This is a genomic window from Prevotella sp. ICM33 (assembly GCF_000517825.1).
Taxonomy (GTDB): Bacteria; Bacteroidota; Bacteroidia; order Bacteroidales; family Bacteroidaceae; genus Prevotella; species Prevotella melaninogenica.
Window position 1 is genome coordinate 1 of sequence record NZ_JACD01000088.1, and the last position, 18,082, is coordinate 18,082.

Annotated in this window: 15 protein-coding genes; 12 read left to right on the forward strand and 3 right to left on the reverse strand. The window is 41.2% G+C overall.

The genetic code is table 11. The features are described 5' to 3' along the window. Positions 1-319: 319 nt before the first annotated feature. From HMPREF1505_RS11070 to HMPREF1505_RS11110, 9 genes are all read left to right on the forward strand, one after another. Positions 320-967, forward strand: a complete 648-nt coding sequence (locus HMPREF1505_RS11070; RefSeq protein ID WP_036925346.1) for a hypothetical protein — start codon at positions 320-322, stop codon at positions 965-967. Between the two features lie 46 nt (positions 968-1,013). After that, complete coding sequence (rpoN, locus tag HMPREF1505_RS11075) at positions 1,014-2,528, forward strand: RNA polymerase factor sigma-54 (protein WP_036925348.1); 1,515 nt, start codon at positions 1,014-1,016, stop codon at positions 2,526-2,528. 40 nt (positions 2,529-2,568) lie between these two features. Beyond that, on the forward strand, positions 2,569-3,186 hold the full coding sequence (locus tag HMPREF1505_RS11080) for a hypothetical protein (protein ID WP_004358931.1): 618 nt from the start codon (positions 2,569-2,571) through the stop codon (positions 3,184-3,186). Between the two features lie 128 nt (positions 3,187-3,314). Next, a complete protein-coding gene (gene purE / locus HMPREF1505_RS11085; RefSeq protein WP_036925350.1) occupies positions 3,315-3,821 on the forward strand; it encodes a 5-(carboxyamino)imidazole ribonucleotide mutase in 507 nt (168 codons plus the stop codon). 167 nt (positions 3,822-3,988) lie between these two features. Then, positions 3,989-5,917, forward strand: a complete 1,929-nt coding sequence (locus HMPREF1505_RS11090; protein WP_036925352.1) for a 4-hydroxy-3-methylbut-2-en-1-yl diphosphate synthase — start codon at positions 3,989-3,991, stop codon at positions 5,915-5,917. A 461-nt stretch (positions 5,918-6,378) separates the two neighbouring features. Further along, positions 6,379-7,437: a sensor histidine kinase gene (locus HMPREF1505_RS11095; RefSeq protein ID WP_013264633.1), complete on the forward strand. Its 1,059-nt coding sequence runs from the start codon at positions 6,379-6,381 to the stop codon at positions 7,435-7,437. A gap of 150 nt (positions 7,438-7,587) precedes the next feature. Then, positions 7,588-8,229: an NAD(P)H-binding protein gene (locus HMPREF1505_RS11100; protein ID WP_036925354.1), complete on the forward strand. Its 642-nt coding sequence runs from the start codon at positions 7,588-7,590 to the stop codon at positions 8,227-8,229. A 41-nt stretch (positions 8,230-8,270) separates the two neighbouring features. Beyond that, a complete protein-coding gene (locus tag HMPREF1505_RS11105; protein ID WP_036925356.1) occupies positions 8,271-9,260 on the forward strand; it encodes an aminodeoxychorismate synthase component I in 990 nt (329 codons plus the stop codon). Next, the gene (locus HMPREF1505_RS11110) at positions 9,244-9,837 is read left to right on the forward strand and encodes an aminotransferase class IV (RefSeq protein ID WP_036925358.1); all 594 of its coding nucleotides are present in this window, start codon (positions 9,244-9,246) and stop codon (positions 9,835-9,837) included. The genes HMPREF1505_RS11105 and HMPREF1505_RS11110 overlap by 17 nt, the downstream gene beginning before the upstream one ends. A gap of 72 nt (positions 9,838-9,909) precedes the next feature. Here the strand turns inward: HMPREF1505_RS11110 and HMPREF1505_RS11115 are convergent, their stop codons facing one another. Further along, positions 9,910-11,235: a reverse transcriptase family protein gene (locus HMPREF1505_RS11115; protein WP_036925360.1), complete on the reverse strand. Its 1,326-nt coding sequence runs from the start codon at positions 11,233-11,235 to the stop codon at positions 9,910-9,912. Between the two features lie 442 nt (positions 11,236-11,677). Between HMPREF1505_RS11115 and HMPREF1505_RS11120 the strand changes: the two genes are divergently transcribed. Both HMPREF1505_RS11120 and HMPREF1505_RS11125 read left to right on the forward strand, forming a co-directional pair. Next, positions 11,678-12,172, forward strand: a complete 495-nt coding sequence (locus HMPREF1505_RS11120) for an RNA polymerase sigma factor (RefSeq protein ID WP_004358947.1) — start codon at positions 11,678-11,680, stop codon at positions 12,170-12,172. 120 nt (positions 12,173-12,292) lie between these two features. Next, positions 12,293-12,916 (forward strand): hypothetical protein, encoded by a 624-nt coding sequence (locus tag HMPREF1505_RS11125; RefSeq protein WP_036925367.1) that lies wholly within the window; start codon positions 12,293-12,295, stop codon positions 12,914-12,916. Between the two features lie 329 nt (positions 12,917-13,245). Here HMPREF1505_RS11125 and mutS read toward each other — a convergent pair whose 3' ends face one another. Beyond that, the gene (gene mutS / locus HMPREF1505_RS11130) at positions 13,246-15,906 is read right to left on the reverse strand and encodes a DNA mismatch repair protein MutS (protein WP_036925362.1); all 2,661 of its coding nucleotides are present in this window, start codon (positions 15,904-15,906) and stop codon (positions 13,246-13,248) included. A gap of 114 nt (positions 15,907-16,020) precedes the next feature. On the opposite strand from mutS, the gene HMPREF1505_RS11135 reads away from it, so the two are divergent. After that, entirely contained in the window at positions 16,021-17,007 is a 987-nt protein-coding gene (locus tag HMPREF1505_RS11135; protein ID WP_036925364.1) for a ketopantoate reductase family protein, read from the forward strand. A 263-nt stretch (positions 17,008-17,270) separates the two neighbouring features. Here HMPREF1505_RS11135 and HMPREF1505_RS11140 read toward each other — a convergent pair whose 3' ends face one another. Next, on the reverse strand, positions 17,271-17,657 hold the full coding sequence (locus HMPREF1505_RS11140; protein WP_155948936.1) for a hypothetical protein: 387 nt from the start codon (positions 17,655-17,657) through the stop codon (positions 17,271-17,273). Positions 17,658-18,082: the final 425 nt, after the last annotated feature.

Here is an 18,082-nt window from a genome sequence, read left to right on the forward strand (position 1 = left end):
CTTTTAGAAGCTAAAAGAGCATGTATTCAAAATTATGATGTGAAAAATTATGACAAAGTAACAGGTTATTAGCCCTATTGGGCTTATTAACCTAATTAGGCTAATTAGGCTAATAGGGAATAAGTGGTTTGTAGAAGACAGATAGACATCACTTGTCAACTCATCAATCCGTTAACTCGTTAACTTTCTGCCACTATCTTTTGCCATTATAATAAAAAAGGAGTATCTTTGCGAAAGACAAATATAGATACCCTTTAGACAAGTATTTCTCCTCCTTCTCTACTCGAAAGAGAGGAGCAAGAGTGGATATTTTACGCTTATGGCAACACATCCTTTATGGTCTGACGACTACTGGCTACTACTCCTACAGCTTTATCTTAAAAAGCCAGAGGGAATGAAACCGATGTATTCACGTGCGTTGGTAGACCTCAGTTTGGAACTACACATACCACCAAAGAACCTCTATGAACAGCTTTTTAAGTTGCGACATCGTGATATGCCCATCATTAATCTGATTTGGGAGACGTATGGAGAGAACACAAGAAAGCTCAACAAAGACGTAAAGAAACTGCGTTCGATGAAAGGATTTGGCCAGCCAAGAGAGTTCTATGATGGTGTGAAGGTGCGCGAAACATTTGAGTATGACTTTCTTCCAGTGGAAGGGGCTACGGAGTTGAAGCCTTTTATGCTCATTATGATTCTCGACCTCTATTTCCGCCTTACTCCGATTACAATGGCAGCGGAGACTCCAGAGGTGATAGACCTTGCTAAGTTGATGAAGATAAAGCCACGAATAGTTGTCGAAGTGATGGATGTGTTCCAATTCTGCGACCCCTATCTGAACCGCGACGACCTTCTTATATCGCCCTTATTAATGCCCTGTCAGGAGGTATGGAACCGCTATGGAAATGATAACCCAGAGAAACTTTCTGCCTTAGCAGCACAATTAAAGGAATATTTCACTTGATTATACTTGTTTTTTTAGTACTTTTGTAGCACAATTCAGGTAAACAATGGCACAGGAACAAGTACAAATTCAAAACCAGAAACAGCAACAAGTGCAGCGTCTCTCACAACAGCAGATGCTGCAAGTAAAGTTGTTGGAGATGCCACTGACAGAATTAGAGGAAAGTGTTAATGCTGAACTCGATGATAATCCTGCCTTAGAAGCAGGAGGGGAGGAGACTGATAGCATTGACAACAACGATACTGTAGAGCATTCAGAAGACGATGATTTCGACACACTTCAGGAACGAGAAGAACGACAAGATGCGCTCGACTCGGCACTGGAGCGTATGCGTTCGGATGATGATCTTCCTACATACGATTCAAGACAGCAACGAAATAATGCTGAATATGAGGAGATTGTGTATGGAGATACAACTTCTTTCATTGATAAACTCAATGAGCAGGTGGGAGAAAGAGAGCTTACTGAAAGGCAGAAGAGTATCTTGGAGTATCTTATTGGTAGTTTAGATGATGACGGACTCTTGCGAAAAGACCTCGATAGTATCAGCGATGAGTTGGCAATCTACTATGGAATTGATGCGTCTACTAAGGAATTAGAAGAGGTACTGAAGATTCTGCAGGACTTTGACCCAGCTGGTATCGGTGCAAGAGACTTGCAAGAATGTCTCTTGTTGCAGATAAACCGTAAGGTTGAGAACGGTGAGTGGGAGAAAGATAGTCATCTGTATAAATACATCTACAACATCATCTCACATCATTTCGACGCTTTCAAAAAGAAGCATTGGGATAAGATTCAAAACGCACTGTCGCTGTCTGACCTTCAAGTAGAGGCGCTTCAGCGTGAGATTCGTAAGTTGAATCCAAAGCCGGGGTCGTCTATGGGTGAGACACAAGGACGTAACCTGCAACAGATAACACCTGACTTTATCGTCGACACGGAGGATGATGGTACGGTTACTTTCAGCTTAAACCACGGTAATCTACCAGAGTTGCACGTTTCGCAGGCCTTCAACGATATGATGGAGACCTACCGCAACAACAAAGCTAATATGAACCGACAGGAGAAGGAGGCGTTGCTTTATGCCAAAGAGAAGGTGGAAAAGGCACAAGGATTTATCGAAGCGGTAAAGCAAAGACGTCATACATTACAAGTGACGATGAAGGCTATCATCGATATTCAGCGGAAATTCTTCCAAGATGGAGATGAGGCTGACCTCAAACCAATGATTCTTAAAGATATTGCCGACCGTACAGGACTGGATATCTCTACCATATCACGTGTGAGCAACATCAAGTATGCACAGACACGTTGGGGTACATTCCCTCTGCGTTTCTTCTTCACTGATAGCTATACAACGGAGGATGGCGAGGAAATGTCTACTCGTAAAATCAAGTTGGCACTCAAAGAAGTAATCGACAAAGAAGACAAACGTAAGCCACTCAGTGATGATGCACTTGCTAAAGTGATGAAAGAAAAGGGCTTCCCAATAGCCCGTCGCACCGTTGCCAAGTACCGAGAACAACTCGGATTACCTGTGGCAAGACTGAGGAAGGGGTGATGTAATTAGGTGTTGGATGTTAGGTGTTAGGTGTTAAAGTATGAACGAAAAGAACATTATATTAACAGCAAGGGTTGTGAGTATGGTTCTCACACCATTCTATTTACCCGTTGTGGGCATATTAGCTATCTTTACTTTTAGCTATCTAAGTATGTTCCCATGGCAGGCAAAGCTGTCGTATGTCTTTTTGGTTTACGCTTTTACAGTGCTTATCCCTACCTTACTCATCCACCTTTATCGCCAATACCACGGCTGGACATTGATTCAGTTAGGGCAACGAGAGCGAAGAATGGTTCCTTATGTGATTTCTATTCTTTGCTACTTCACGTGCTTTTATATCATGAACATCCTACACCTACCTCACATGCTGACGTCAATACTTATGGTAGCATTGATCATTCAGATTCTATGTGCTATCATCAACGTATGGTGGAAGATATCAACACATACGGCAGCTATCGGTGGTGTGACAGGTTCTTTGATAGCTTTTTCACTGCTTTTCAACTTCAATCCGATGTGGTGGCTTTGTCTTACGCTCATCGTTTCAGGCTTTGTAGGTAGCAGTAGAATGATTCTCAGGCAACATTCATTGGAGCAAGTGGCATCGGGTTTCTTCTTAGGTATCATCTGTTCATTCATTACAATCATCGTTGTATAGAATCAATAGCAGTAGTCAGGACCACTGATTGCCAAAAAATAAAGAATAAACTGACAGGAAATTACATCTGTCTTAAGAATAAATACACATAAAACAAACAAAGAAAATAAACTTAATACATAAAGAATATGAAGCCATTAGTTAGTATTATCATGGGTTCAACAAGCGATTTACCCGTAATGGAAAAAGCTTGTAAGTGGTTGGAAGAGCAAGAGATTCCTTTTGAAGTGAATGCACTCTCTGCTCATCGTACACCTGACGCAGTAGAGACTTTTGCCAAGGAAGCAAAAGGTCGTGGCGTAAAAGTTATCATTGCTGCGGCTGGTATGGCTGCTGCTTTGCCTGGAGTTATCGCTGCTTCAACACCACTTCCAGTCATTGGCGTGCCAATTAAGGGTATGCTCGATGGTCTTGATGCCTTACTTTCTATCGTTCAGATGCCTCCTGGCATTCCAGTTGCTACTGTTGGCGTCAATGGAGCACAGAATGCTGCCATCCTTGCAGCTGAGATGATAGCACTCGGTGATGAGACTATTGCAAAGAAGATTGACAACTGGAAGGCTTCATTAGGAAAGAAGATAGAGAAGGCTAACAAGGAGTTAGCTGAGCTAAAGGATTATAAGTTTAAGTGCTAAGACCGTCCCTAACCCCTCAAAAAGGTGGAGTAACAATGGGAAACAATTAGGGTAAAGGTCGTTACCACTTATTACCTCTTACTATAACCCCTATCTCAGAGGGGCGTAGGGAGGTTTTTCATCATCCCAAAAGGGCTTGGGGAGGTACCCCATTATCCAAATAGAACATGATAGATTTATTCAACTTTGAAAGAAGGAAAACCTCTGTCACGCATGTTGGTGCACTCAACATTGGTGGAGAGAACCCTGTACGCGTACAATCAATGACAACTACTTCCACCGATGATACCGAAGGAAGTGTTGCACAAGCTAAGCGTATCATTGATGCAGGAGGAGAACTTGTACGCCTCACAACGCAGGGAAAGCGTGAGGCAGAGAACTTAAAGAATATCAATGCACAACTACGTGCAGACAATTATATGGCTCCGCTCTGTGCGGATGTTCACTTCAATGCGAATGTAGCAGACGTTGCTGCACTCTATGCAGAGAAGGTTCGTATCAATCCGGGTAACTATGTCGACCCTGCTCGTACGTTCAAAAAACTGGAGTATACCGATGAGGAATATGCGCAAGAGCTACAGAAGATTGAGGACAGACTGATTCCTTTCATCAATATATGTAAAGAGAACCACACCGCTGTACGTATTGGTGTCAACCACGGTAGCCTCTCTGACCGTATTCGTAACCGTTATGGCGATACACCAGAAGGTATTGTAGAGAGCTGCATGGAGTTCCTCCGCATCTTCCGTAAGTATGACTTCCATGACATTGTCATCTCTATCAAATCCTCAAACACGGTTGTTATGGTTCGTTCCGTACGCCTTCTTGTGGCTGAGATGGACAAGGAAGGTATGCACTATCCGCTCCACCTTGGTGTTACCGAGGCTGGTGAAGGCGAAGACGGACGTATAAAGAGTGCCGTAGGTATTGGTGCCTTGCTCGCTGATGGTATCGGTGACACGATCCGTGTATCACTGAGTGAAGAGCCAGAGTGCGAGATTCCAGTGGCTAAACACCTTACATGGTATATCCGTCGACACGAGAAACATCTTCTCATCCCTGCTGAACAGTATGATGGCTTTGATTATCTCCATCCTAACCGACGTGAGACAGTGGCTGCAGGCAACATCGGTGGCGAGAATGTTCCTGTTGTTATTGCTACTCGAAAGGCTAATCAAGCAACTGCCGAGGTGTCATCACCAGAGCTACCAAAGCCCGATTATATCTATGTACAGGGCGAACTGCCTGAGAAACGGGGCAAGAAACAGAAGTATATCCTTGATTATGATGCCTATATGGACCTTGCCAACAGTGGTAAGCAGTCCTTAGAGAACGTCTATCCTATCTTCCCTGTGACGGGAATGCCTTTCATCAGTGCGATAAACAGTGATGTTAAGTTCCTCGTCTTGAAGTTCGGTACACCTTCAGAGGAATTCCTTGCTTGTCTGAAAACACATCCAGAGGTGGTTGTGGTATGTATGACAAGCCATCAGAACCGCCTTGGCGACCAGCGTGCATTGGCGCATCAACTGATGATAGCAGGGGTAAAGAACCCTATCATCTTCGCCCAGATGTATCAGCATTCAGCAACTGATGAGAAGGAAGAAAGCAGTAACAGCCAACAGGCTGAAACAACTACGGCTAAAGAGAAGTTCCAATTGGAGGCTGCAGCAGATATGGGTGCACTCATGATGGACGGACTTACCGATGGTATCTGGCTGATGAACAATGGCAACCTCTCACAAGAGGATGTTGAGCAAACGGCTTTCGGTATTCTTCAAGCAGGTAGATTGCGCATGGTGAAGACTGAATACATCTCTTGCCCAGGCTGTGGACGTACGCTCTACGACCTCCGCACGACGATTGCCCGCATCAAGGAAGCTACCAAGGGAATGACAGGACTGAAGGTAGGAATCATGGGCTGTATCGTGAATGGTCCCGGTGAGATGGCTGATGCAGACTATGGATATGTGGGTGCAGGTCCAAAGAAGGTGAGCCTCTACCGCAAACAGGTATGCGTTGAGCACAATATCCCAGAGGAGGAAGCAGTCGAGCGATTGCTTGCTTTGATTAAGGCAGATCAGAATAAGGCTTAAATCAGCGAATAGGACTCAATAGATGTAATTCAACATCGGTGTCTTTCGTTATCATCCTAACGGTAGGAACGCCTCTTCTTTGTCGTTTCCTACTGTGCTCTTAATACTCCGCACGCGTGGTGTCCATGCTTAGCACCATACGTGCGGACCGTAAGCACCAATGGTGCGGAGGGCTAACTCCTCTACAATAAATCATACTTTTGATAAGAGGAGAGGATAGATTTGGGGCTTAATGATTAGGGGTAAATAGCAAATAGAGTTTAGATAATTAGGCATAAAAAGGCGATTAATCACCTTGAAAGAATGTACCAATTAGACTTATTTGCCTAACAAGCGAGACAATCTACCCTTATAAAGCACTGATTTACCGATAATTACATTTCTGTGTTAAAACAAGAAAAAGTAAAAATGTAGTATAGATTCTGCTTGCTTCTTTCCTTTTAAAAGACTATCTTTGCAACATGAAGGTATTGGAGGATATAAAGAAGTATTGCCTGAGTCGCTATAACCTGTCCGTTCTTGGCGCACAGGTAGGCATTTATGCGCTCCTTGTATCTATCTGGTCGTTGGTCATTATGCTGCTTGAGCACGATGTCAATGCCGCCAAGGAGTCCATGTGTGTCAATGCCTTCGTACTTTTCTTGCTACTTATTGTCTTCATGGCGAACTTCTATGTGCTGGTTCCTTATCTCTTTGAAGCAAAGAATAAGATAAAGCACTGGGCATTCTGGGTAATCAATCTGCTGTTTATCGTTCTTTGGAATCATCATATTTTCAGCATTTATAATGCCGATTTACCGAACGCACCTATACGAATAGGGTTCTATCAGTTTGGTGTGATGTGGATGATTCTCAACTATGCAATGGTCGTTGCGGCAATCTTCGTGCGTTATTATATCCGTCATAGTACGCTCAGAAGGCAACTAAGAGAGGAGAAACAGAAGATGACGGAAGCCGAATTGGCATGGCTGAAGAACCAGCTAAACCCACACTTCCTCTTCAATACGCTCAATAACATCGCCTCACTCACCCAGACAAGCCCGAATAATGCCCAAAAGGCAATCGGTCAACTGTCTGAACTCCTACGCTACGCACTCTATGAGACACAGCCTAAGGAGGTGAGTCTAAATGGTGAGATAGCCTTTATCAAGAACTATATCAACCTGATGACACTACGGTCGGGTAGTAATGTAGAGATAAAGAGCCAATTCATCATCCATAACACACAACTGCTCATTGCGCCATTGGTATTCCTAACACCTGTTGAGAATGCCTTTAAGCATGGTATAAGTGCCAATAAACCATCGTTTATCCACATATCTATCACAGAAGATAATGGTAAGATAGTCTTTCTCTGTGAGAACAGTAACTATCCAAAAAACGACACAGACAAGAGTGGAAAGGGTATCGGATTGGAGAATATGTACCGCCGTTTAGAGTTGATTTACCCTGATAGGTATCACATCGAACAGCGTATAACACCAGAGGTTTACCACCTCAAGATTATTATTAAGCCATAATAATAATGTATGTTTCACCTCCAACACCCCATTCCCACATATCATTAACACCCAACATTCAACATCCAACACTCCATCCCCACAAATCATTAACACCCAACATTCACCACCCAACACCCAACATTCACCACCCAACACCCCATCCCCTCAATGAGAGCAATAATATTAGGAGCTACTGGCGCAATAGGTAAAGACCTTGTCCAAGAGCTTATCAATGATGATACTATCGAACAAATAGCAATCTTCGTCAGAAGAGATCCAGGCATAAATAACGAAAAGGTAACAACACATATCGTAGACTTCGACCAGTCGGATAAGTGGAGACTCTCCGTACAAGGCGATGTCGTATTCTCTTGCATGGGTACAACGCGCAAAGCGGCTGGCTCAAAGGAGAATCAATACAAGATAGACTATACCTATCAATACAATTTCGCTAAGATAGCAGCAGAGCAGGGAGTACCTTCTTTTATCCTTGTCTCTTCTGCTATGGCTAATCCAAACGCTCATTTCTTCTATACAAGGATAAAAGGTGAATTAGAAGAAGCTATCAAACAGCTTCCTTTTCAACATATCTCCATCCTTCGTCCACCTGCTTTAATTCGCAAGAATACTACAAGAAGTTCTGAGAAACTGTCTGTTTCTATACTGCAATTCTTCAACCAAATAGGACTCTTACAGAGCCAACGACCTATGAAGACAGAAGTCGTTGCGCATTGTATGGTTGAACTTGCGAAAACAGAGAAATCAGGAGTATTTGAGCCAAAGGATATTTTCAAGATTGGAGAAAGATAAACAAAGAGACAAAACACCTCACCTGCTTGTAACAAAAGAATATGATACTATACGACCGTGAACGTGCCATTCAGCGGATGAACACGCTGGCTAAGGAAGGTAAAGACTTTATCTTTATCATCAAATATAAAGCCGATGGTGCCTATGTAGAGGAGTATGCGGACATCAATCCACATGAATTGCTTTTTGCTTTCCCAAGTCTTTCTAATATCCCTAAGGACGAAAGCTACAGCAATGAGGCTGTGGAATGGCATACCGAACCACTCACAAGAGATGACTATGAACAGCGTATCAACCTTGTCAAGCAAAGAGAGCGTGAAGGCGACAGCTATTTAGCCAACTTGACATGCAAGATTCCTGTCCGTACAAATCTTTCCTTGCACGATATCTTCATGCGTTCAAAGGCGTTATATCGCTGTTGGATGAAAGATAAGTTCGTTTGTTTCTCTCCAGAAATATTCGTTCGTATCAATAAAGAAGGACTTATTAGTTCCTTCCCAATGAAGGGAACGATTGATGCAACACGTCCTGACGCTGAGAAGGAACTGATGGAAAATAAGAAAGAAGCAGCCGAACACGCTACCATCGTCGACCTTATCCGCAACGACTTGAGTATCATAGCAGAGCAAGTGCAAGTGAAACGCTATCGTTATATCGACCATCTGACAACAAACAAGGGTGAAATCCTGCAGACAAGTTCAGAGATTACAGGACAACTCCCTACAGACTATTGTGAGAATATCGGTACACTTCTCTTCCATTTGCTCCCTGCTGGCTCCATTACAGGTGCCCCTAAGCCTCGTACCATGGAGATAATCGATGCGGCTGAGGGCTACGAAAGAGACTTTTATACGGGCGTGATGGGCTGTTATAGTAAAGGACAATTAGACAGTGCAGTGATGATTCGCTTTATTGATCAGGATAAAGACGGACAGCTTCACTACAAGGCTGGGGGCGGAATTACGGCTCAAAGCAATAACGATGACGAATATAAAGAGGTAATAGAAAAGGTTTATGTGCCAATATATTGAGACAATAAGGGTAATAGACGGCTGTGTCTGCAATCTTGCCTACCACGAACAGCGGATGAACCGTACACGTAAGGAGATGTTAGGATTGACAGAACCGCTGCATATAGCTGACCTTTTACAGTCTGTTAGCTTACCGATGGAATATTCAAAGCTACGCTTTGTCTATGATAAAGAGGGCATCCACGACATCACTTGTACTCCTTATACATGCAGAGAAATCCACTCCTTGCGCCTTGTCTACGACAATAATATCAGTTATCCCTATAAGAGCACAGACCGCTCTCAACTTAACGAACTAAAAAAACAGCAAGGTGACTGTGACGAAATACTTATTGTTCGTGACAATCACCTTACAGATACATCCTATACTAACATTGCACTCTATGATGGCGAACAATGGTTTACACCCTCTACACCGCTCCTTTGCGGTACGATGCGCCAACGACTGCTCGACTGTGGACTGCTTCAAGAGCGTGAAATCATGGTTTCTGACATTCCTAACTATCAGTATATAAGCCTCTTCAATGCCATGATTTCATTGGGAGAAGTAATCCTACCAGTTGATAAGATTAAGTAAACAGCGCAAAAGGTAGTCATCTACATGACGAAAGATGAGAATTACGCTACTTATTAACTTACTTTTTACTGCTTACAGACGTGATTTTAAAAACAATTTGATGAGTATAATAGCAACCAATATAATCACCATCACTATAAAGTTAAGAATGCGTTTGCTCTTTTTTCTTGGGTCATAAGGATTGTTGCTTGTAGCTCCGAGCTGACGTGATGAAGTATTGTCATTTGGCAAAACATTAGCACTTGTCGTTCTATCTTTAGCCGATATAGAAAGATACTTACCCATATAAGCTTTATATTCCACCTCTTTTATATCTCCCTTACTTCGTTGTTGCAAAGAAGTATAACGACTAACAAAACGCTGATAGAGTGGGTCATCGGCTCCACGCACCATCTTCATGTAGTTCAGTTTACCCCTTAGAACAGCATTAAGAGGTACGCAATGCTGATGTCCCTTTGTCTTTCCATGCTGCTGCCTGTAGCTCTTCCACGCTGCCTGACAGGCATCTTCATAGCCGTAACGTTCCCAGATATACAGCAAGGAACGGATTTCACGCACATAACGGCGGCTTACATTCACTTTCTCCGTTACCATCAAGCCCGTTACCTCCTGCCGTCTTCCACGACGTTGCAAGTGGGTTTTCTCTTCATTCAGTCGGAAACCATAACGCTCAACAATAGCCTTTACCTGTTGTACAAGCTCTCCCTGTGGACGAAGGATGTCTGTGTCAGCACTGAAAGTGAGGTCATCAGCATAACGGGTAAAGGTGATGCCTTGTGCAGTAGCTATGCTCGCTATCTCCTTATCCATCTCCCGACAAATAAAGTTCGACAGCGTTGGCGATGTAGCAAAGCCCTGTGCCAATACCTCTTCATTGTTCTTTGTGCGCACAGTAGCCAGTCCTGAGACGAGTTTTGTAGCCAATGATGAGAAGCCAAAAGGCTCTGCCGTCAGACAGTCAGCCACCTGCTGGCGTGTAATAGTGGGGAAGAAATCCTTTAAATCAAGGTTTAGAATATAACGTTTGCCCACATGTGGACGTGCATTATCAACCACAGAACGACCACAAACAAAACCGAATGCCCAAGGAGTAGGCTCATCATAGGTCTGAAGTAATATATTAAGTGCATTTAATATACCACGAAGACTACCTTTCGGAGCCGTAATCTCGCGATAGCCACCGTGCTTCTTGCGAAGTCGGAAAGTCTTACAACGTCGTTGGACATTATTGGTATCAGCTAAAAAACTTAGTTGTTTACCACGAAAGTCAGAATAATACCAAGGTAACTTCAGCTCGTTCAGCATCGCTGCAAGTTCCTGTGCATCGCTTAAATGGCGCAGTTTATTCTCAAAATCAACCTTTGTATATTCCTTTCCGTTTATTGTTCTGGTTGCCATAGTGCGTTTGTTTTAAACAAAAAAATAGGAACGCTGTAAGGGAATTACTTTTATTGTGAACCTTTGTTAACAATAAAACGATACTTCGTATCAAACTCCAGCGAATACGCCGGAAACTACTTCTAATTCTTTCAGACGTTCCTATCAGTGGCAAAGATAGATATTATAATTAAAACAGCAAAATTTTTCAACTATTAAATTATAACTGTAAAATATTTGTTGAGCCTTGGTAAAACGGTTATAAATCATTAGAAATCAAGTAATCTAATATTTTGAATGATGAAAACAAGTCTATCTTCTTTACTAAATAAAGCCTTCGAGGACTTGTATTTATCCTCATAAAACAATACTTTTGCACACGATAAATAAAAAAAATTATCCCAATTGTGTAGTTTTTCATTTACTACGTGCGTCTAATGAGCAAAAATCAACCTATCAACAGATGGACAACCTACAGAATGAACAAGACTTCTCACGCATCGTGAGAGAACATAAAAGCACCATCTACACCGTGTGCTATATGTTCTCAAAGGATGAAGATGAGGTGAACGACCTCTTTCAAGAGGTATTGATAAACCTTTGGAAGGGTCTGCAGAACTTCCGAGGAGAAAGCGATGTACGCACGTGGATCTATCGTATCAGCCTCAACACTTGCATCTCTTGTGACCGAAAGAAACGGAAACGGAAAACGATTCCACTTACGATGAACATCAATCCCTTTACGGATAGCGATGATGACAGCCGACAGATACAGCAACTTAACCGTCGTATCAGCCAGTTAGGTCCTTTCGACCGAGCTATCATCCTCCTTTGGTTGGAGAATATGAGCTATGAAGAGATTGGCGAAATCGTCGGTATCAGTACGAAGAATGTCTCCGTAAGACTATTCAGAATCAAAGAGAAACTGAAGAAAACGAGTGAAACAACAAAGGAGTAGGGGAGTAACCATTAATGAATGGGATTAGTCTTATTGGTCTTATTAGCCCTATTAGGGCAATTGGCCCAATTAGCCCAATACCCTACAAAGCTTAACAATCACATTAAAAAGAAAACTACAATGGAAACAAAGCATACAGAGTTTGAGGAAATGCGTCAGCAATTGGATATCCTCAAGAATAAACTTGACAATCAAACACTCGTCAACGATAAGCTTATCAGACAGTCAATGCTCAATAAGATGTCGTTTATGAAGAAGTATACATGGGTGTCATTCTTAGTGTTACTATTTATTTATTACGGTTACAATGAAGTTCGGATACTGTTTAACATGTCGTGGTGGTTCTACGGATTTACCGTACTCGTTATGACTTTCATTGTTTGTTTCGATGCTTATATCAATCATGTTAATAAGAAGGAGTTCCTGAATGGCGACCTCATAGCGGCTTCCTTACAAATGCAAAGGATGAAGAAATTACGCAAAAAGTCCTTCTTATGTGGCACAATCATAATGATTATATGGACTCCTTGGTTCTTTATCGAGGCATACTATGGGTCAGGTGCTGCGAAGGGAGGAGACCATACATCCATGTTCGATGGTATGCTGGTTGGCGGTGGAATAGGCTTAATCATCGGAGTAGCCATCGGTATATGGTTATATCTTCGTATGCAACGCATTAACTCGGACATTATCAGCCAGATAGATGAACTGACAAAAGACACTAAAGACAGCCCAATGATTTAGAAAGAAAGGGTAAGGAAGACAGGGTAACAAAGGAAAGAAGACAAAGTAACAAGGGAACAGAAGGTATTAAGATAAGAAAAGAAGACAGGGTAACATAAGAACTTATTGGCTATTCTTATGTTACCCTGCACTTTGTTTATGTGTTACTTTGTCTTACTTACCTTGTTACTCTGTCTTTCTTACTCTGTTACTCTGTCTTACTTACCCTGTTACCCTGTCTTTCTTACCCTGTTACTCTGTCTTACTTACTCTGTTACTCTGTCTTACTTACTCTGTTACTCTGTCTTACTTACCCTGTCTATAAACTACGATGTCAGTGCTTATAATGTCTAACCCTTTACGATTTTCTTAATATCATTCAGTTTATTGAGGGCTTCAACAGGTGTAAGATTATTGACATCAAGACCGAGGATTTCGTCACGGATCTGTGTGAGGACGGGATCATCGAGTTGGAAGAAGGAGAGTTGAACACCTTCCCTGCTCTGGTCAAGACGCTCAACAGCAGCCTTACCGACACTACCCACTTGTGAATTATCCTTTTCAAGCTCCTTAAGTATAATGTTTGCACGCTTAACAATAGAACGAGGCATACCCGCTATCTCTGCTACATGAATACCGAAGGAATGCTCACTACCACCTTTCTCTAACTTACGAACGAAGATGATCTTTCCATCTACTTCCTTCACAGAGACATTAAAGTTCTTGATACGAGGGAAATTCTTCTCCATCTCGTTCAATTCATGGTAGTGTGTAGCAAAGAGGGTACGTGCTTGTGCACGCGAATGTTCGTGTAGATACTCTACAATCGCCCATGCAATGCTAATTCCATCATATGTACTTGTACCACGTCCTAACTCATCAAAGAGTACTAAAGAGCGTGGAGTGACGTTATTTAGGATGTTTGAAGCCTCCGTCATCTCGACCATAAAGGTTGATTCTCCTAATGAAATGTTATCCGAAGCACCCACACGTGTGAAGATTTTATCCACCATTCCGATGCGTGCTCGTTCAGCAGGAACGAAGCAACCTATCTGTGCTAACAATACGATGAGGGCTGTCTGACGCAACAAAGCAGACTTACCTGCCATATTCGGACCCGTAATCATCATGATCTGTTGGTGTTCCGTATCAAGCAATACATCATTAGGCACATACTGTTCACCTATCGGTAGCTGTGTTTCTATCACTGGATGGCGACCCTGTTTTATGTCTATAACCTCCGAATCGTCCACTACTGGGCGCACATAACGCTGCAACTGAGATACTTTCATAAAGGAAAGCAGACAGTCAAGATGAGCAATAAGATTGGCATTGATCTGTATCTGCGGAATAAACTCCTGCATATCCTGTATCAGCTCCATATAAAGCTGAGTCTCCAAAGCCAATATCTTCTCATCAGCACCAAGTATCTTCTCCTCGTATTCTTTAAGTTCAGGGGTGATATAACGCTCTGCCTGCGCTAATGTCTGCTTACGAATCCAATTCTCAGGCACCTTATCTTTAAAGGTATTACGCACCTCCAAGTAATAGCCGAACACGTTATTGAATCCTATTTTCAGCGAGGTAATACCTGTCTGAGCAATCTCCTTCTCTTGAATCTCTAACAGATACTGCTTTCCATTGTCACGGATAGAACGCAAATCATCAAGCTCTTGGTTATAACCTAAGGCTATCACGTCGCCTTTATTGACCAACTGTGGAGGATCAGGCTGTATCTCTTTCTCTATTCTATCACGTAGAGACTCACAGAGATTCAGCTGTTCTCCAATCCTCTTCAGCGTATCGCTCTTTGCATAAAGGCAAGCTGTCTTAACCGGTTGGATAGCCATAAGGGCATTCTTCAGCTGCACTACCTCACGAGGTGACACACGACCGACAGCTACCTTTGATATAATACGCTCTAAGTCACCAATACGATGGAACTGTTCATTGATACATTCGCGGAAATCTGGCTCTCGGAAGAGATAATCAACCACGTCTAAACGCTCATTAATAGGCTTTTCATCCTTCAGTGGGAACACCATCCAACGGCGCAACATACGTCCACCCATTGGCGTAACGGTATTGTCGATAACGTTCAAAAGCGATGAACCATCTTCATTCATTGGGGCTATCAGCTCCAAAGAACGGATAGTAAAGCGGTCCATACGCACGTATTTATCTTCTTCAATACGTGCTAAAGAAGTGATATGATTGATTTGTGTGTGCTGTGTTATCTCTAAATACTGTAGAATAGCACCTGCTGCAACGACACCATTATTCAGATGGTCGACACCGAAACCCTTTAGATTCTTTGTTCCAAAATGCTTTAATAGCTTCTGTCGAGCCGTCTGATCAGTAAACACCCAATCGTCCATCTCGAACGTACAAAGACGTGTACCGAAGTAGCGTTCGAAGTCTTGTTTCTTCGCACGGTCGAAGAGTACCTCCTTTGGTTGGAAGTTACCCAATAGCTTTTCGACGTAATCAAAGGTGCCTTCACCGGTTAGGAACTCTCCTGTAGATATGTCTAAGAAACTGACACCACAAGCACCTTTACCGAAGTGTACCGCAGCAAGGAAGTTATTTTCCTTATAGTTCAGTACGTTATCGCTCATGGCAACACCCGGAGTAACAAGTTCTGTGATACCACGCTTCACCATCTTGTCCATTGCCGACAAACCCTTCTTGCCTTTGATAGCCTCACGTTTCTTCTTTGGGTCTTCTAATTGGTCGCAGATAGCTACACGCTTTCCAGCACGGATAAGCTTAGGAAGATAAGTATCAAGGGCATGATGGGGGAAACCAGCCATCTCTATCGAGTCGCCATTACCACCATTATTACGACGTGTAAGGGTAATACCGAGTATTCTTGCCGACTCCACAGCATCCTCACCATACGTCTCATAGAAGTCACCACACCTAAAGAGCATCAATGCACCAGGATGTTGCGCCTTCATTGAGAAGAACTGTTTCATCATCGGGGTAAGTCCCTTATCGTCTTTTGCCATATCTTTTACTTCCTTATTAAGTCTGTTTCTATTTTATCCTTAGACTTACAAAATTACAAAAATAAGGAGGAAAGCCCAAATAATTAATTACCTTTGTCTAAAATAAACACAAACATGGATATATTAATTATAGGATTAGGAGTTATCGGAACAACTTATGCTTCTGTGTTTAAAGAGGCTGGACACAATGTTGAACATTATATTCGGGAAGGAAGTAATAAGGAATATATGAGCAATATTGAAGTTACATTATTAGATGGAAGAGAATCATCAAAGGGTATTCAAGTCAAAAAAGAATATACAGTAAATCCACATTCAAAGAAAGAATATGACATGATTTTCGTAAGTATCTCACAAGGGAAGATTGCCAATGTGATGGAGATACTACGAAAAGAAACATTCAAAGGTACAATACTCTTATGCTGTAATCTATGGTATGACAAGCAATATCTTGATAAAATTATGCAAGGATATGATTATATCTTAGGCTTTCCCGTTGCTGGAGGTTGCATAAAAATAAAAAAAGAAGAGCTTGCTACTAAAGCTGAACTTGATTGTTGTTTATTCGACCATTTCATGATAGAGTCTAAAAATAAGACAACCATATCAAATTATGAGGCTATTTCTAATCTATTTAAGTCCTCTAACATAAAACTTGAAAAGCCTTATGACATGTTGGAATGGATATGGATACACATGGCTATCAACGCTGCAGTTATCTCTGTCATAGGTAAAAATGGAGACATAAATGACAGTATAACATCAGTTCATAAACTTATGAATTCTCTAAAGCTATTGGCAACTACAATTAAAACTATTCGTGAGACAACAAAAATAGCTGCTTCACGTGGTATTAATATGAAATATTACAGAAATGAATTATGGGTATATAAACTACCAGCTCAACTTTCTGCCATTTTCATGAAGCGCATGTTTGCCACAAATAATCTTACAAGAAGGATTATGGAACTACATGGGAACATTGATGACTTATTGTATATATGCAATAGCGTATATAAAGAAGGAAAAATAAACAATGTTTCAGCTCCACTTTTTTATCAGTCGTTAGAAGATATTACAAGAAGAATTACAAATAAATAAAACAATTATAAGGAAGAAAAAGAGCTGATTCTAAGCGCTAAATGTTATCCAATAATAGCTTTATCTCTATCTTTTTATTCCCTGAAAAGCTATCACACACAAATTATTTTCATGAAAATAATTCGATAAACTGTTTTAACTGCTTGATATATCAATACTACGAATGATGCTAATTTTAATATCTACTTACAGAAATAGGGATGCAAATGTTTTGCATCCCTATTTAATATCTCAACAACTTTCTGTGCTGTTTATAATTATATTTATCTTTTAGTGAAGACCATTGTCTTTATCTTACCATCATCTACATATTGTAAAGTCAACTTGTCACCATCAACTTCACCCCAAGCAGTATAAATATCTCGTTTTATTGATATTTTTTTACCATTTAAAACATAGGTAGCATCTCCTTCATCGTGGTCTCGCTCAGTAGGATTCTTATCAAGATCTTCATCAGTTATTATTTTAACTACTGTATTTGACTTGAATTCTAATACTGTCATTGAGGTGATTTTATTACCTTCTTTTTCTAAATATTGCCATGTAGTACCTACAAGATTATTAGATGTTTCTTCCTCTTTATCTGAAGAACAAGCTGTGAATAACATCATTGGCAAGAGTGCCAATAAAATCAATAAATACTTTTTCATAATTTTTAGTTGAGTTATAATTTTATACAAATGTAGTCATTATGTTCTAAGAAAACAAATGATATACAGCCTAAGACTAACTATATCAACTAATTTAACTATTTTTATATATGAAAATAGGGTTCTTCCGTTAAATGTGTGAACGCTTTTCGTATCGCTTTAACGGAAGAACCGAAGTTACTCATTAAATCCAAATCGGTCATTAGACCACAATGTTTCAGGAAAACCATTTCATTTTAGGACTTCGAAAATCTGCAGATAATGGTTTGAAAAATCATTACATAATTTCGAGTAAAACATCAATAAAGGACGACAAAACCACATACAAAAAGCAGGTTTGTAATCAACAGTAAATCAATTAGTTATAAAACAGCAAAGTAAAAGGTGCTTAATTGGACTTCAAAAGGGCGTTAGTAAGGGTCTTA

What these genes read in the sequence shown, in the direction of transcription:
- HMPREF1505_RS11070 (WP_036925346.1), top strand. Translation starts at nt 320, where the DNA reads ATGGCAACACATCCTTTATGGTCTGACGACTACTGGCTACTACTCCTA.
- rpoN (WP_036925348.1), top strand. Translation starts at nt 1,014, where the DNA reads ATGGCACAGGAACAAGTACAAATTCAAAACCAGAAACAGCAACAAGTG.
- HMPREF1505_RS11080 (WP_004358931.1), top strand. Translation starts at nt 2,569, where the DNA reads ATGAACGAAAAGAACATTATATTAACAGCAAGGGTTGTGAGTATGGTT.
- purE (WP_036925350.1), top strand. Translation starts at nt 3,315, where the DNA reads ATGAAGCCATTAGTTAGTATTATCATGGGTTCAACAAGCGATTTACCC.
- HMPREF1505_RS11090 (WP_036925352.1), top strand. Translation starts at nt 3,989, where the DNA reads ATGATAGATTTATTCAACTTTGAAAGAAGGAAAACCTCTGTCACGCAT.
- HMPREF1505_RS11095 (WP_013264633.1), top strand. Translation starts at nt 6,379, where the DNA reads ATGAAGGTATTGGAGGATATAAAGAAGTATTGCCTGAGTCGCTATAAC.
- HMPREF1505_RS11100 (WP_036925354.1), top strand. Translation starts at nt 7,588, where the DNA reads ATGAGAGCAATAATATTAGGAGCTACTGGCGCAATAGGTAAAGACCTT.
- HMPREF1505_RS11105 (WP_036925356.1), top strand. Translation starts at nt 8,271, where the DNA reads ATGATACTATACGACCGTGAACGTGCCATTCAGCGGATGAACACGCTG.
- HMPREF1505_RS11110 (WP_036925358.1), top strand. Translation starts at nt 9,244, where the DNA reads ATGTGCCAATATATTGAGACAATAAGGGTAATAGACGGCTGTGTCTGC.
- HMPREF1505_RS11115 (WP_036925360.1), bottom strand. Translation starts at nt 11,235, where the DNA reads ATGGCAACCAGAACAATAAACGGAAAGGAATATACAAAGGTTGATTTT.
- HMPREF1505_RS11120 (WP_004358947.1), top strand. Translation starts at nt 11,678, where the DNA reads ATGGACAACCTACAGAATGAACAAGACTTCTCACGCATCGTGAGAGAA.
- HMPREF1505_RS11125 (WP_036925367.1), top strand. Translation starts at nt 12,293, where the DNA reads ATGGAAACAAAGCATACAGAGTTTGAGGAAATGCGTCAGCAATTGGAT.
- mutS (WP_036925362.1), bottom strand. Translation starts at nt 15,906, where the DNA reads ATGGCAAAAGACGATAAGGGACTTACCCCGATGATGAAACAGTTCTTC.
- HMPREF1505_RS11135 (WP_036925364.1), top strand. Translation starts at nt 16,021, where the DNA reads ATGGATATATTAATTATAGGATTAGGAGTTATCGGAACAACTTATGCT.
- HMPREF1505_RS11140 (WP_155948936.1), bottom strand. Translation starts at nt 17,657, where the DNA reads ATGAAAAAGTATTTATTGATTTTATTGGCACTCTTGCCAATGATGTTA.